Source organism: Streptomyces sp. ActVer, assembly GCF_027270795.1.
In the GTDB taxonomy this organism is placed as follows: domain Bacteria; phylum Actinomycetota; class Actinomycetes; order Streptomycetales; family Streptomycetaceae; genus Streptomyces; species Streptomyces umbrinus_A.
The window spans coordinates 1-13,977 of record NZ_JAPWHT010000267.1 but is presented as its reverse complement, the minus strand read 5'-3'; the positions used below and the strand labels follow the sequence as shown (position 1 = coordinate 13,977).

Genomic DNA, 13,977 nt, shown 5'->3' with positions numbered 1-13,977 from the left:
CGCGGCGAACGGCAGGCCGGCGCGGCGAAGGCGCCCGATAGCGCCGGCCGCGCGCGCCATCTGGGTCAGCGAGACCAGGCCCTCCTGCAGCCGCGCACCGCCGCTGGCCACGAACGCGGCGACCGGCAGCCGCTCCTCTCGGGCTCGGTCGAAAGCGCGCACGATGCGTTCACCGGCGGCCACACCCATCGTGCCGCCGTGCCGGTCGAACCGGCACTCGATCACCACGAGGGGACCACGGGGATGCTCGGCGACACCCGTACGGACGGACTCGTCCTGCGGGGCCGGAGCGTCGTAGCCGGGGAAACGGAGCGGGTTCGCCGAGGCGAGATCGGCATCCCACTCGTGCGTCAGCGAAGGCATGGACAGGCCCACGTGATTGCGCTCGACGGTCATGGAGTTCCCATCGAAGGGGTGCCATCGAGCGTGAGGCTCGGGCGAACAGATTGATGGTCCACCAACCATCTCAATTCCCGAGCCGCCCGACAACGCGGCAAACGTCACACCCGCGACATCGGAAAATGCTGGTCACACGCACTGACAAGGCATCCCGAAAGGTATACCGTAAAGCCCATCCGACTTCCATCTGGAGGCCCGCTCCATGACTGCCGAGAACTCCGCCCGGTCGACCTCCGCGGCCACGCTGTACATCGACGGAACGTGGCGGGCAGCCGCCTTGGGCCGGGAGTTCGACGTGTTCAACCCCGCCGACGGGTCCGTGCTGGGCGCGGCCTCGGACGGATCGGCGTCCGAGGCGCGGAGCGCGGTCGACTCCGCCGCGGCGGCGTTCGCCTCGTGGTCGCGCACGACCGCCTACGAGCGGGCGGCGTACCTAGAGCGCGCGCACGCGTTGATGCTGGAGCGCGCGGAGGACCTCGCCGTCCTCATGACCAAGGAGCAGGGCAAGCCGCTGAAGGCGGCCCGCAACGAGGTGCGCTACGCCGCGGACTTCCTGAGCTGGTACGCCGAGGAGGCCAAGCGGGTCTATGGCGCGACCATCCCGAGTTCGCGGGCCGGCCACCGCTTCATGACGATGCGTCAGCCGGTCGGCGTGGTCGCCGCGATCACTCCATGGAACTATCCGGTCTCCATGATCACACGCAAGGTGGCACCGGCGATCGCCGCGGGGTGCACGATCGTGCTCAAGCCGGCGGAGCAGACCCCGCTGTGCGCCGTCGCGGTCTTCCAGGTGCTGCACGACGCAGGCCTGCCCGCGGGTGTCGTCAACCTGGTCACCACGAGCGACCCGGCGCCGGTCGGCGACGCCCTGCTGGACAGCCCGGCCGTCCGCAAGCTGACGTTCACCGGGTCGACCGAGGTCGGCATGATGCTGGGCGCCAAGGCCGCGCAGACCGTCAAGCGGGTGTCGCTCGAACTCGGCGGTCACGCCCCGTTCCTGGTCTTCGGCGACGCCGACCCGCGGCGCGCCGCGAAGGGCCTCGGCCTGGTGAAATTCCTCAACACCGGTCAGGCGTGCATCTGCCCCAACCGGGTGTTCGTCCAGCGGGAGTTGGTCGACAACTTCCTCGACGTCCTCGTCCAGCGGGTGAGCGCGATGAAGGCCGGCAACGGGCTCGACCAGGACGTCAGCATCGGCCCGCTGATCGACGAGGCCGCCATGACGAAGATGCGGCGGCAGGTGGCAGACGCCGTCGGGCACGGAGCGAAGGTGCTGACCGGCGGCGAACGGCTCACCGACCCGCGCCTGCCGGGCGGCCGGTTCTTCGCCCCCACCATCCTGACCGACGTGACACCACGGATGGACATCTACCACGAGGAGACCTTCGGCCCGATCGCCCCGGTCATCGCCTTCGACGACGAGGACGAGGCCATCGCCATGGCCAATGACACGGCCTACGGTCTCGCGGCGTACGTCTACACCGAGAACCTCTCCCGCGCCTTGCGGGTCACCGAGGCGCTGCGCTTCGGCATCGTGGGGATCAACGACATCAACCCGACGAGCGCCGCCGCGCCGTTCGGCGGCACGAAGCACAGCGGGCTGGGTCGCGAGGGCGGACCGCAGGGCATCGACGAGTACCTCGACACCAAGCTGGTCGGCATCACGCTGTGACTCCTCGCGGACGTGCCTTTCCGGTGCGTGCACGGCGCACCCGTCGGCCCGCGCCGCTCTTCAAGTACGGCGCAGCCGCGGGCGTCAGACGCAGCCCCGCCCGGCCACCGACACTGTCCCCTCACATGTCGGTGGCCGGGCGGGGCGGTGCTGTGCCTCAGGCGTCGGAGCGCGGGAAGTTGTACAGACGGCGGGCGTTGAGTTCCACCATCAGGCGGACCTCGTCGTCCGGAACGTCGAGCATGACGTTCTCGAGCAACTTGCGGGTCTGGGGCCAGTTGCTGTCGGAGTGCGGGTAGTCGCTCTCGAACATGATGTTCTCCACGCCGATCAGATGGCGTGTGAACACACCGGCCCGGTCGGAGATGAAGCACCCGTAGACGTGGTCCTTGAACAGTTCCGAGGGACGGACGTCCTTGTTGACGTCGTTGTACCAGCGGTGCCGCTCCCACACCACGTCGATGCGCTCAAGCATGTACGGCATCCAGCCGATCCCGCCCTCGGACAGCGCGACCTTGAGGTTCGGGTGCTTGTGGAAGACGGGCGAGAGCAGCAGTTCCGCGGTCGCGGACATCGAGTTGAGGCCGAACAGCGAGATGCCCACGGTGAAGTTCGTGCTCATCGCCTCCGGTGAGGCCTGCGGGCTACCGCCCGACCCGAAGTGCAGCGAGAGCGGCAGGTCGTGGGCGGCGGCGGCCGCGAGCACCGGGTCCCAGTGGTCGCTGTGCCATGACGGCAGATCCCGCCGGTCGGGCAGTTCCGGGAAGGTCACGCTCTTGGCACCCTTGGCCGCTGTCCGCTCGATCTCGGCCACGCTCTGCTCGACGTTCCAGTACGGCACCATCACCAGCGGAATCTGACGTTCGGGATAGGCCGCGCACCACTCGTCCAGGATGAAGTCGTTGTAGGCCCGGACGCACGCGGCCGCGAGGTCGAGATCCTTCGACTTCGCAAATCCGCTGCCGGCGAATCCGCCCATGTTCGGGAAGCACATCTGGGCCCAGACGCCCTCGAGGTCCATGTCCCGGATGCGGTCGTGGATGTCGTGGCAGCCCGGAAGCATGTCGTCGTAGCTGCGCGGATCGAGCCCGAAGTCCTTGGGATCCTTGCCGGCCACCGCGTTGAGGGCCAGTGTGCCGGCGAGCGCGCCCTCGTAGATCCATACGTCGCTGCCGTCCGGCCGGTGCTCGATCCGGGGGCCGGCCTCCCGGTATTTCTTGGGCAGGCGGTCGGTCCAGACGTTCGGGTGCTCGATGACGTGGTCGTCCACGGAGACGATCTGGGCATCAGGTGGCAGCATGCGGTCCTCCACATTCCAGTCAGCAAGGTGTCACCCACCTCGCCTGAACTCCGCGATCACACGCGGAGGCGGCTCAGTCGGTGTCGGTGATCTCGATGCGCGCTCCCCCGGCGTCGACCGGGGCGAGGAGGAGACTGTGCCGGCCGAACTGCTCGAACCGCACATCCCTTCCCACCAGGAACGTCCGCGCCGCGAGCAGATCCCGCACCGTGAAGGTCAGGCAGAAGATCCGCTCCCCGCGCTCGACGAGATGGCCGCCGGCGAGGTCCGCCCGCGAGCCGGTCGCCGAGCCGACGAACTCGACGGCATGGTCGTCGAACCGCACTCCGTGCCCGGCCATGTTCAGGTGCCGTCGCTCGACGACGTACGCCTCCCGGCCCACCAGCGCGGCGAGATCGGCGGCGGCCTTCTCCGGCTGTGCCGCGACCACCTTGACGGTCGCGCCGCCCACGAGCCCGAGGGCATGTTCGTCCGACCAGAAGGCGGGTTCGCGGTCCACGAGGTCGCGGTCATGGCTCTCGGCGCGGCGGTCAGTGAGCCCGATCGCCAGGCCGTGCATGTCCTTTGGGCGCACGAAGGCGCGGCCGTCGGCGTCTTCGCCGACCCGGACGCCGTGCTCTCGCAGCGCCGTGACGGCATCGCCCAGGGAGGACACCTGCCACTGCAGCGAATCCCAGCCGTTGCCGTCGGACCGGAGTGCGACGGCCCCGCCCGGCGCGGTCGGGGCGAACGTCTCGACACCGGTGCGATGGATCAGGACCAGGGCATGCCTGCTGCCCGCCGGCCCGTCCCCCCACCGCCGGAGAACCCGTGCGCCGAAAACGTCCTGCTGCAGAGTCAGCTCCGCGTCCAAGGACCGCGTGAACAGGTTCACCTGCCCGAGACGTTCGACCGCGAGAGGGGCCCGCATAGTGGCCCTCCGTCCTCATCGACGATACCGATAGCCCTACTGTAACTACCTCGCCACATCGGGGCAAGGACGTGGGAGCCCGCTGCGCCAACACGCCCGGACTTCGGCCGACAGCACTGCGCACCACCACTGGAGGGAGCTTCCCGTAATTGATACGGTATGGTGCACCACAGCCCCTTCGAAGCCCGGAACGGTTCAGGTTCCGCTCGACGTCGTCGCCGGAAAGGTCCGAGCCGTGGCCCAGACTCCCCCGCCCCGAATCGCCGTCATAGGCGCCGGCCCGTCAGGGTTCTACGCGACCGATCACCTCGTGCGCGCGGGCATGGCCGTCGATCTCTTCGACTGCCTGCCGACCCCCTACGGGCTGGTGCGAGCCGGCGTCGCACCCGACCATCCCAAGATCAAGTCTGTGGCCCGCGTCTTCGAGCGCACGGCCGCGCATCCCGCTGTCCGCTTCTTCGGCGGCGTCGAGTTCGGCGAGGCGATCACCCGCGCCGAGGTGCTCGAACGGTTCACGGCGGTCGTGTACGCGATGGGCACCGAACTCGACGCACGGCTGGGCATCCCCGGCGAGGACCTGTCCGGATCGCATCCGGCCACGCACTTCGTCTGCTGGTACAACGGCCACCCGGCCCACGCGCACCGGAGGTTCCACCTGGGCGGCTCCCATGCCGTGGTCGTGGGGAACGGCAATGTCGCGCTCGACGTGGCACGTATGCTCGTACTGCCCGAGGAGACCCTTCGCACAACCGACGCCTCTGACCGGGCGATCGACGCGCTCGCCTCCTCATCGCTGCGCCGGGTGAGCGTGCTCGGCCGGCGCGGCCCGGTCCAGTCCGCCTTCAGCACACCGGAGTTGCTGGAGCTGGGCCGGCTCGACGGCGTGGATGTCGTCGTCGATCCGGCCGAGCTCCAGCTCGACCCGCACAGTGCCCGGGAGCTGGCCGCTCACGGGGCCGACTCACCGGCGGCACGGCGGCTGGCGCTGCTCACCGAGTTCTCCCGGCGCCCGGCCTCGCCGGGCAGCCGGCGCATCGAACTCCGCTTCCTGCGCTCGCCCGTCGAACTCCTGGGTGATCCTGCGGGCGAGCGCGTGAGCGCGGTCCGCACCGCGCACAACGTACTGGAAGCCGATCTGGACGGGCGCGTCGTCGCGCGGCCGACCCACCGGCACGAGGTGCTGCCCTGTGACCTCGTCATACGCGCGGTCGGTTATCGCGCGCGCCCGGTCGAGGGCCTTCCGCTGGATCCGCACACCGGCGTCCTGCGCAACGTCGCCGGCCGGCTGGTGGGCCCCGACAGCGTGGCCCTGACCGGTGAGTATGTCGTCGGCTGGGCCAAACGCGGGCCCTCGGGGGTGATCGGCACGAACAAGTCGGACGCCGAGAACACCGTCACGGCCCTTCTCGACGACCTGCGCCGGGGACGGCTCAACGGACGTGCGAGTGCCGCGCCGGACGAGGTGCGGGCATGGATCCGCCGTGGTGTTCCGGCCTCCGTCGACTGGAACGCGTGGCTGTCGATCGACCGTCACGAGCGGGCGAGGGGCGAACCGCTCGGGCGACCGCGCGTCAAGCTCACCTCGCTCACCCAGATGCACGACGTCGTCGACCGGGCGCGCGCCGACGCGGTTTCGGATGCGGCGCGGCTCGCGCCACGAACGTGAGGAGGCAGTCCGTCATGCCGTATGTCATCACCACCAGGTGCGTCGACCTCAAGGACCGCGCGTGTGTGCGCGAGTGTCCGGTCGACTGCATCTACGAGGGTGCCCGAGCCCTGTACATCAATCCGGAGGAATGCATCGACTGCGGCGCCTGCGCACCGGTGTGCCCGAACGACGCCGTCTACTTCGATCAGGAAGTGCCGGAAGCCCTTCAGGCGTCGATCGCCGACAACGCCGCCTTCTTCTCCCTTCCGCTGGTCGACGGGGCGCCGCTCGGCAATCCCGGCGGAGCGCGGTCCGTGGGTCCGGTCGACGCCGACACCCCCCTCGTCGTGGCGCAGCCACCGCAGGTCGGCGCCGGGGCCTGACCGACTCGAACCTCACCCGGCGCGGGGCCGACACACGCCCCGCCGCCCCCAGGAAAGGACACAGCACATGAAAGCATCCGTCGACTCGGCCAAGTGCAGCGGTCACGCGCGCTGCAACGCGGTCGCCCCGCAGGTCTTCACCGTGGACGACGACGGCTACAGCGACATCGGCTCCGACAAGGCGGTGCCCCCGGAGCTGGAGGCCGCGGCGCGCGCCGGGGCCACCAACTGCCCGGAGCGCGCCATCACGCTCAGCTCCTGACACGCGAATGCGGCCGCCGGCGTCGTCCTTCAGTCGTCGGCGGCCGCGTCGAGCCCGGCGATCGCCGCTCGGGCTGCCGAGAGCAGAAGCCCGCCCTCGCGGGCGGACACCATCGAGTCGGCCAGCAGTGCGACGTCCTTGCCGAGCGTCGGCCGGGCCTGGGACCGGGCGACGGCCGCCAGTCCGCCGGCACGAGCGTACATTTCGACGCCGAAGCTCCGGCCCGAGCCGCCCGCGAGCACCTTTCCGAAGGCCACGGGATCGATCCCGTGGCCTTCGGCGATCCGGAAGGCGTCCGCCGCGAGGGCGAGGTGCGCGGCAAGCATGGCGTTGTTCAGCAACTTGGCGTGCTGGCCCGCACCCACGGGTCCCACGTGCACGACCTCGGCGGAGAACGTCCGCAGCAGCGGCTCGAAGCGGGCGAACGTGCTCTGCTCGCCGCCGACCATCGTGATGAGTTCGCCCGCCTCCGCGCGGATCCGGCCACCGCTGACCGGGGCGTCCAGCAGGTGCAGACCGTACGTCGCGGCCTCGCGGGCCAGTGCCCGCACCTCGTCGGGCGAGATCGTGCTGTGCACCGCGATCGTCGCGCCGGCCGGCATCGCCGGTGCGACACCGGCCGGCCCGAAGAGGACCTCCCATGTGCCGGCCACGTCGAACAGGCAGGCCCCGAGCAGGCCGACGCCCTCGCCGAGGTCGGCGAGCCCGCCAGCCACCCGGGCCGGACCGGCGCGGAAGGGGTCGAGCGTCTCGGGGCGGCGGGCCCACACCGTGCAGTCGACCCCCGCCGCCGCGATGCGCGCGGCGATGGGCGCGCCCTGGTCGCCCAGGCCGACGAAACCGACGCGCATCAGTCCTCCTCCGCGCTGTGCAGCCGGATACCGCTCGATCAGATTTTGAGATGTCCTCCGGCGTCGCAGTTGATGAACTGCCCGGTGATGTAGCGCGACTCGTCCGAGGCCAGGAAGACGATCACCTGGCTGACGTCCGAGGGTTCCACCCACGGCACCGGTATGGCCTGCATCACCGGGAACGCCTCGGTCGCGTCCTCGCGCGTGGGGTGCTCCAGATCCGGCCGGAACGTCTGGTACATGGCCTCGTGGTGGAGCATGTCGGTGTTGCAGTTGGTCGGGTGCACCCCGTTGAGGCGAATGGAGTGGGGCGCCAGCACGAGCGCGAGGTCATGGACAAGCGAGACGAGCGAGCGCTTGGCCCAGGCGTAGGCCACGCCGCCCGGCTCCTTGCTCGGGCCGCCCTTGACCAGGGCGGCGAGGGAACCGGTGACCACCAGCGAGGCACCGGCACCGAGGTGCGGAATCGCCGCGTTGAGGGTGTTGAGCACGCCGCCGAAGTCGACGCCGCTGACGTCCACCCACGCCTGCAGGGGCTGGTCCTTCGTCATCGCGCAGATACCGGCGTTGGCCACCACGACGTCGATCTTGCCGAACTCCGCGACGCCGTCGGCCACCGCCTTCCGCATGGCGGCCCCGTCGCGGACATCGGCCTGGATGGTGAGGATCCGCCGGCCGAGCGCCTCGACCTCCTTCACCGTCTGTTGCTGATCCTCCTGCGTCGCCATCGGGTAGCTGATGGTGTCGAAGGAGGTGAGATAGTCGACCGCGATGATGTCCGCGCCCTCGCGGGCGAGCTGGACGGCGTGACTGCGTCCTTGCCCGCGTGCGGCACCGGTGATCAGTGCGACCTTGCCCGTAACCCGACCTGTCATGTCGTTTCTCCTCGCCGACGGGGCCTCACCTGGACGGTGACGCGCCGTCTTCCTCATGCTGGTGAATTCGTCCGTGACGGCGCCTGCGGGTGCAGTCCGTCGACAACGTCCAGGGCGTCCCCGAGTGCCGTCCGTTCCGTGACCAGCGCCCGCAGCCGCGTCACGACGCGGGCGAGACCGAATCCGAGGACGCCGGTCAGCTCGCCGTGACGGCTGTAGAGGTACAGCGGCCGGTCTCCGCCCGCACCGGTCATCCGTACGGTGATGTCGGCGCCCGCGTCCGGTTCGCCGACGCACTGGATCTTCGTGCCGTACTGGTCGCTCCAGAAGTACGGCACCTCGTCGAGCACCCGGCGCTCGTGCCCGGCGATGCCACTCGCCACGATCGCCGCCTGCTCGGTCGTGGTGGTCCAGTGCTCGATCCGCCGGTGCCGACCGGTGCGTGCATTGACCCAGCGCGCGACGTCGCCGACGGCGTAGACGTCCTCGTGGGACGTCCGCCCGGACGCGTCGCACACGACGCCGTCGTCGACCGCGATCCCCGAGCCCTCGACCCACTCGGTGTCCGGGACGACGCCGAGGCCGACCACCAACGCGTCGAGCGCGACACTCCTGCCGTCGGAGAGCCGGACCGCGGAAAGGTTCTCACCGTCCAGGACGACCTCGTCGATCGTCACCCCGCACCGCAAGTCGACCCCGGCCGCCCGATGGCGTCTGGCGATCTCGGCTCCCGCTTGCGGACCGAGCGCGTGTGACAGTGGCGCCGAGCGGACCTCTACGAGGGTCACGTCGCAGCCCGTCTCCCGGGCACTGGCCGCCACCTCGCACCCGATGAAGCCGGCACCGAGCACGCCGATGCGGCCCCGGCCCGCGACGGCCGCAGCGATGTGGGCGGCGTCCTGTGCGGTGCGCAGGGACCAGACGTTCGCCGCGGCACCGGCGGCTTCCCACCGGCGGGCCCGTGCGCCGGTCGCGATGACGAGCACGTCGTAGGGCAGCTCTCCGCCGCCCTCCAGGTGGACTCGGCGAGCCGTGGTATCCACGCCCCTCGCCACGGTGCCCAGCCGCAGATCCAGTCCGAGGGCGTCCAGTTCCTTCGGCTCGCGCAGCAGTGGCGGGTTGGCGCGCGTGCCCTTCAGTACCTCTTTCGACAGCGGCGGCCGGTCGTAGGGCGGCTCGGCCTCCGCGCCGACCACGACGACGGACCCGCCGAAGCCGAGCCTGCGCAGTTCCTCTGCCACGGTCAGACCACCGAGGCCGGCGCCCACGACCACCACCTGCCGCACGTCGGCCCTCACGTGCTTTCCTCTCCGCTGCACGCCCCGCTGTGGCCGGTGCTCGGTGCGGTCACGTGACCGCACCGAGGAGTTTCAGATCGATGATCTCCTCCTCGGACTTGCCGAGGTCGCGCAGTACGTCGTCGGTGTGTTCGGCGAACTGCGGAGCCCGTCGGCTCTTCACGGGTGTCTCGTCGAACTGGACCGGGTTGGCGACGAGTTCCCGCTCCACCCCGTCGGCGTCGACGACCTTGGTGATGAAGCCGTTCTCGCGCAGCGCCGGGTCCATGCCGACCTCGTAGGCGTTCTGCACGAGTGCCCACTGTCCCTGCGCGCCCTCCATCCGCCGGCACCACTCGTCGAGGGTGATACCGCCGATGATCTCCGCGACGATGTCACCGCCCTCGGCGCCGTGCTCCAGGACGGCGCCGCCCGCGAAGCGCGGGTCGGTCACCAGTTCCGGCCGTCCCATGCGCTCGCAGAACTCGGGCCAGTACCTGGTGGGCTGGAGCATGGTCAGCAGCAGCCAGCGGCCGTCGGCCGTGCGGAAGGACCCGGCCAGCGGGTTCGACGACGAGCCGTGCCGCGGCTCCTGGACCTTGGGCAACGGGCCGCCGACGAGCAGGGCCTGGTTGACGGAGTACTGGGTCGCCCAGGCGCCGAGGCCCAGCAGGGACACGTCCACGACCGACGGCTCGCCGGTCGCCTTGCGGGCGTACAGCGCGGCCGCGATGCCGCCGGCCATGGTCAGGCCGCCCATTGAGTCGCCGTACGCGCCCGACGGCATCCTGGCCAGCCGGTCGGCGCCGACCGGCGTGACGCCGTCGGCGCTCCCAGCCCTTCCCCAGAACGCCGTGCTGTCATATCCGCCCTTGCCCGCGTCCTCGCCCCGGGCGCCGAAGCCGGTGCCGCGGACGTAGATGATGTCGGGATTGACCGCGCGGATGTCGTCGACGTTGATGCGCAGCTTCTCCCGCGCGCTCGGCAGGAAGTTCGTGACGAACACGTCGGCCGAGCGGATCAGCTCGTCCAGCAGCGCACGGCCTTCCGGCACCTCCAGGGCGATGCCGACACTGCGCTTGCCCCGGTTCGGGCCCTCCATGATCGGGAAAAAGGATGTCGTCGGCACGACGTCGAGGCCGAGCAGTTTCACCAGGCCACGCTGCGCGTCGCCGCGGACCGCGTGCTCGATCTTGATGACCTCGGCCCCCCACTCGGCGAGGACCCCGCCGGACGCCGGCACGAACGTGTACTGGGCGACCTCGACGATCCGTACGCCTTCCATGGGACGTTTCACGGGTACTCCTTGCTTGTCCGGTGCCTTGCTTGCCCGGTGCCTTGTCCGGTGCTGAACGCGGGATCTGTGGCGCGGCGGTCGAGGACCGCTCAGCCGATGTACCCGATGAGCTTGGTCTCGAGGTAGGTCTCGAACCCCTCGACGCCGTTCTGCCGTCCGATACCGCTGGTCTTGTAGCCCCCGTACGGTCCGTCGGCGCCGTACCACCTGCCGCCGTTCACCGAGATCGACCCGGCGCGGATGCGGTGCGCGATGGCCATGGCCCGCTCGGGCGAGGCCGAGAAGACTCCGCCGGACAGCCCGTAGCTGCTGTCGTTGGCGATGCGGATCGCGTCCTCGTCGTCGTCGTAGGCGATCACGGTGAGGACGGGGCCGAAGATCTCCTCCTGGGCGATCGTCATGGAGTTGTCGACATTGACGAACAGCGTGGGCTCGATGAAGTAGCCCTTGCCGAGGTGAGGCGGCCGGCGTCCCCCGACGACCAGTTCGGCGCCCTCCTCGACGCCCTTGTGGATGTACGCCAGGACGCGGTCGCGCTGGTTCGCGCTCACCTGCGGGCCCTGGATGTTGCCCGGGTCGGTCGGATCGCCGTACGGGATGTTTTCCATGACCGACTTCAGGATCGCCACGCCCTCGGCATACCGGGACCTGGGCAGCAGGACGCGGGTCTGCAGCGCGCATCCCTGCCCGGCGTGCGAGCAGACGGCTCTGGCGCCCGGCAGCACCTGGGCCAGGTCGGCGTCGTCGCAGACGATCATCGCAGACTTGCCGCCGAGTTCGAGGAACACGCGCTTGAGCGTGGCGGCGCCCTTCTCCATGATCCGCTTGCCGGTGACCGTCGAGCCGGTGAACGAGATCAGGTCCACCCGCGGGTCGAGGGTGAGGGCCTCGCCGACCAGGTGGTCGGAGGACGGAACGATGTTCACCACACCGGCGGGGATGTCGGTGTGCTCGGCGATGAGCCGGCCCAGGCGGGTGGCGTTCCAGGGGGTGTCCGGTGCGGGCTTCACGACGACCGTGTTGCCTGTGGCGAGGATCGGGCCGAGCTTGTTGGCGGTCACCTCGAACGGGTAGTTCCACGGGATGATCGCGCCGACGACACCCTGCGGCTCCTTGACCACCTTCCGCTTGCTGGCCATCCCGAAGGCGTTCCCGTCGGGCAGTTGCCGCTCCCATGGGAACTGCTCGATGTACTTGGCCGGCCAGCGCAGGGCGTCCTCCAGAGGGGAGTCCAACTGCAGCCGGGTGACCGCCACCGGGGTGCCGGCCTCGGCGACGAGCTCGGCGCGCATGTGCTCGCGTTCGGACTCCAGGGCCTCCTGCAGCTGTTCGAGGCAGCGTCGGCGGAAGGCGTGGTCGGTCGCCCAGTCGGTCTCGTCGAACGCCCGCCGGGCCGCGGTGACGGCCTGCGCCATGTCCTCGTGCCCGGCGTCGGCGACGCTGCCCAGCACTTCCTCGGTCGCGGGGTTGATGTTGTCGAAGAGCTTGCCGGACGCCGCTTCGACGAGCTTGCCGTCGATGAGCATGCGGCGTTCCGGTGTGAACGGACCGACGCTGGTCTCGATCATTTGCGCTACCTCTCCGTGGGTGCGGACATCGCGGGTGACGTCACGGTCGGCAACGGCGGGGGGCGGCGCTTGACCGTGGGTACGCGGCGGCGGTCCCCCCGGCAGGGCTCGGCCGACGCCCGGTTCCTGCGGTGACACCGCAGGTCGCAAGGGCGCCAGCCCCTCCGTCCACGCTAACGAAAGGCTTTCTGGAAGCCATATCGTATGGCTTCCAGGCAGGGGTGTCGAGATCCGTGCACGCCTCAGCTCGGCGTGTGTTCCCGTGTTCCGGGTCAGGCGCCGGTCGGGCCGGACGGGCTCAGTTCGTCGACCAGACCCCAGTCCAGGGCGCGTTCGGCGGTGAGCGGGCAGCCGGTCAGCACGAGATGGAGGGTGCGCCAGCGGCCGATGCGGCGCGGAACGCTGACCGTTCCGCCGGCGCCGGGGATCAGGCCCATGCCCAGTTCGGGCAGGCGGAAGACGGCTCCCGGGTCGGCGACGACCCGGGAGGCGAAGGCGGGCAGCTCGATCCCGGCGCCGATGCAGTTGCCGTGGAGGCGGACGGTGACGCGGTCGCGCAGCTTGTGCAGGGGAAGGGCGGCGCCGGCGCGGGTGCGGATCAGATGTGCGGTGTCCAGGTCGCGGGCGACTCCGAATTCGCCGAGGTCGCCGCCGGAGCAGAAGGAGGGCCCGTTGCCGCTCAGGACGACCTCGGTGAGGGTGTCGTCCAGCAGTGCGAGGTCGAGCGCGGCGACGAGGGCGTCGCGCAGTTCCCGGCCATAGGCGTTGTGCCGTTCCGGCCGGTTGAGGGTCACCCGCAGGACGTCCCCGTCCCGGCACACGAGCACGGGATCGGCCGGGGCGGGCGGCGGCGGCCGGCGGGGAGCGCGGGCGGCCTGCCAGCGGGCGAAGCGACGGCCCGCCAGCAGTGTGGAGTAGGCGAGCGACTCGGCGTCGAGGGCCTGTCCTACGGTCAGCCGCGGGCCGGTGCGCAGCAGACGGCCCAGGATGACGGCCGCCTGGGGGCTGTCCGCGGCCGCGCGCACCAGGGTGCGGGCTGTCGCCTCGGGGTCGTCGACTGCGACCAGACGCCGATCGGCGCTGTCGACGGGCACGAGTGTCAGGTCCAGCGCGTCCAGCAGCGGTGGGACGAGGTGGCGTGTGCCGTCGGTCGTGCGGGTGAGGCCCACCAGCAGGCGGTCGCACTCCGCGGCCCGGCGCACCGCCCGGCGCAGCACTGTCTCGTCGGCGGCCGGCTGGTCCAGGTCGACGACGACCAGCGGATCCTCCACGGTCCCGTCCGCACCGAGCAGCTCCGCCTGTGCCGCGCCCGCGGCCAGGTCCTCGACACGGATCATGGTTGGTGCAGCCACCTCCTCGTTCTACCATCCGGGCATGGTCACTGGGGCACCGCAGTCAGCCGCTGCCGCGGCAGACGCCTGGGCACGCAGTGGAGTGATGTGGCTGACCGGGCACGCCGGCGGGACTCCGCTGGTGCCCATGGGCGAGGCGGCCGCTCTCGCCGCGCGCCTGGCCGCGCACATCGGGCGGGCCGG

General features: G+C 70.6%; 13 protein-coding genes. 4 read left to right on the top strand and 9 right to left on the bottom strand.

Features of this window, described 5'->3' with window-relative positions:
- A partial coding sequence (locus tag O3Q52_RS33850) for a carboxyl transferase domain-containing protein (protein ID WP_332112971.1) occupies positions 1 to 396 on the bottom strand: 396 nt, incomplete at its 3' end.
- 205 nt (positions 397 to 601) lie between these two features.
- Here O3Q52_RS33850 and O3Q52_RS33845 point away from each other — a divergent pair.
- Positions 602 to 2,071, top strand: coding sequence for an NAD-dependent succinate-semialdehyde dehydrogenase (locus O3Q52_RS33845; RefSeq protein ID WP_269652472.1), 1,470 nt, complete (start codon positions 602 to 604; stop codon positions 2,069 to 2,071).
- Positions 2,072 to 2,228: 157 nt separating this feature from the next.
- On the opposite strand, the gene O3Q52_RS33840 is transcribed toward O3Q52_RS33845, so the two are convergent.
- Together O3Q52_RS33840 and O3Q52_RS33835 are read right to left on the bottom strand one after the other, a co-directional pair.
- Positions 2,229 to 3,371, bottom strand: a complete 1,143-nt coding sequence (locus O3Q52_RS33840; RefSeq protein ID WP_266586732.1) for an amidohydrolase family protein — start codon at positions 3,369 to 3,371, stop codon at positions 2,229 to 2,231.
- A 73-nt stretch (positions 3,372 to 3,444) separates the two neighbouring features.
- Entirely contained in the window at positions 3,445 to 4,281 is an 837-nt protein-coding gene (locus O3Q52_RS33835) for a hypothetical protein (RefSeq protein ID WP_266586730.1), read from the bottom strand.
- A 235-nt stretch (positions 4,282 to 4,516) separates the two neighbouring features.
- Between O3Q52_RS33835 and O3Q52_RS33830 the strand changes: the two genes are divergently transcribed.
- From O3Q52_RS33830 to O3Q52_RS33820, 3 genes are all read left to right on the top strand, one after another.
- Positions 4,517 to 5,947, top strand: a complete 1,431-nt coding sequence (locus O3Q52_RS33830; protein WP_269652471.1) for an FAD-dependent oxidoreductase — start codon at positions 4,517 to 4,519, stop codon at positions 5,945 to 5,947.
- 14 nt (positions 5,948 to 5,961) lie between these two features.
- Complete coding sequence (gene fdxA / locus O3Q52_RS33825; protein ID WP_266586726.1) at positions 5,962 to 6,312, top strand: ferredoxin; 351 nt, start codon at positions 5,962 to 5,964, stop codon at positions 6,310 to 6,312.
- A gap of 67 nt (positions 6,313 to 6,379) precedes the next feature.
- On the top strand, positions 6,380 to 6,574 hold the full coding sequence (locus O3Q52_RS33820) for a ferredoxin (protein WP_266586724.1): 195 nt from the start codon (positions 6,380 to 6,382) through the stop codon (positions 6,572 to 6,574).
- Positions 6,575 to 6,603: 29 nt separating this feature from the next.
- Here the strand turns inward: O3Q52_RS33820 and O3Q52_RS33815 are convergent, their stop codons facing one another.
- From O3Q52_RS33815 to O3Q52_RS33790, 6 genes are all read right to left on the bottom strand, one after another.
- Entirely contained in the window at positions 6,604 to 7,425 is an 822-nt protein-coding gene (locus O3Q52_RS33815; protein WP_269652470.1) for an NAD(P)-dependent oxidoreductase, read from the bottom strand.
- A 38-nt stretch (positions 7,426 to 7,463) separates the two neighbouring features.
- Positions 7,464 to 8,300: a mycofactocin-coupled SDR family oxidoreductase gene (locus tag O3Q52_RS33810; protein WP_266586720.1), complete on the bottom strand. Its 837-nt coding sequence runs from the start codon at positions 8,298 to 8,300 to the stop codon at positions 7,464 to 7,466.
- A 53-nt stretch (positions 8,301 to 8,353) separates the two neighbouring features.
- Complete coding sequence (locus tag O3Q52_RS33805; protein ID WP_266586718.1) at positions 8,354 to 9,598, bottom strand: NAD(P)/FAD-dependent oxidoreductase; 1,245 nt, start codon at positions 9,596 to 9,598, stop codon at positions 8,354 to 8,356.
- 49 nt (positions 9,599 to 9,647) lie between these two features.
- Entirely contained in the window at positions 9,648 to 10,874 is a 1,227-nt protein-coding gene (locus O3Q52_RS33800; RefSeq protein ID WP_266586716.1) for a CaiB/BaiF CoA-transferase family protein, read from the bottom strand.
- A gap of 89 nt (positions 10,875 to 10,963) precedes the next feature.
- Positions 10,964 to 12,442, bottom strand: a complete 1,479-nt coding sequence (locus O3Q52_RS33795; protein WP_266586714.1) for an aldehyde dehydrogenase family protein — start codon at positions 12,440 to 12,442, stop codon at positions 10,964 to 10,966.
- Positions 12,443 to 12,714: 272 nt separating this feature from the next.
- Positions 12,715 to 13,779, bottom strand: a complete 1,065-nt coding sequence (locus O3Q52_RS33790) for an enoyl-CoA hydratase/isomerase family protein (protein WP_266586712.1) — start codon at positions 13,777 to 13,779, stop codon at positions 12,715 to 12,717.
- Between the last annotated feature and the right edge of the window lie 198 nt (positions 13,780 to 13,977).

What these genes read in the sequence shown, in the direction of transcription:
- O3Q52_RS33845 (WP_269652472.1), top strand. Translation starts at nt 602, where the DNA reads ATGACTGCCGAGAACTCCGCCCGGTCGACCTCCGCGGCCACGCTGTAC.
- O3Q52_RS33840 (WP_266586732.1), bottom strand. Translation starts at nt 3,371, where the DNA reads ATGCTGCCACCTGATGCCCAGATCGTCTCCGTGGACGACCACGTCATC.
- O3Q52_RS33835 (WP_266586730.1), bottom strand. Translation starts at nt 4,281, where the DNA reads ATGCGGGCCCCTCTCGCGGTCGAACGTCTCGGGCAGGTGAACCTGTTC.
- fdxA (WP_266586726.1), top strand. Translation starts at nt 5,962, where the DNA reads ATGCCGTATGTCATCACCACCAGGTGCGTCGACCTCAAGGACCGCGCG.
- O3Q52_RS33820 (WP_266586724.1), top strand. Translation starts at nt 6,380, where the DNA reads ATGAAAGCATCCGTCGACTCGGCCAAGTGCAGCGGTCACGCGCGCTGC.
- O3Q52_RS33815 (WP_269652470.1), bottom strand. Translation starts at nt 7,425, where the DNA reads ATGCGCGTCGGTTTCGTCGGCCTGGGCGACCAGGGCGCGCCCATCGCC.
- O3Q52_RS33810 (WP_266586720.1), bottom strand. Translation starts at nt 8,300, where the DNA reads ATGACAGGTCGGGTTACGGGCAAGGTCGCACTGATCACCGGTGCCGCA.
- O3Q52_RS33795 (WP_266586714.1), bottom strand. Translation starts at nt 12,442, where the DNA reads ATGATCGAGACCAGCGTCGGTCCGTTCACACCGGAACGCCGCATGCTC.
- O3Q52_RS33790 (WP_266586712.1), bottom strand. Translation starts at nt 13,779, where the DNA reads ATGATCCGTGTCGAGGACCTGGCCGCGGGCGCGGCACAGGCGGAGCTG.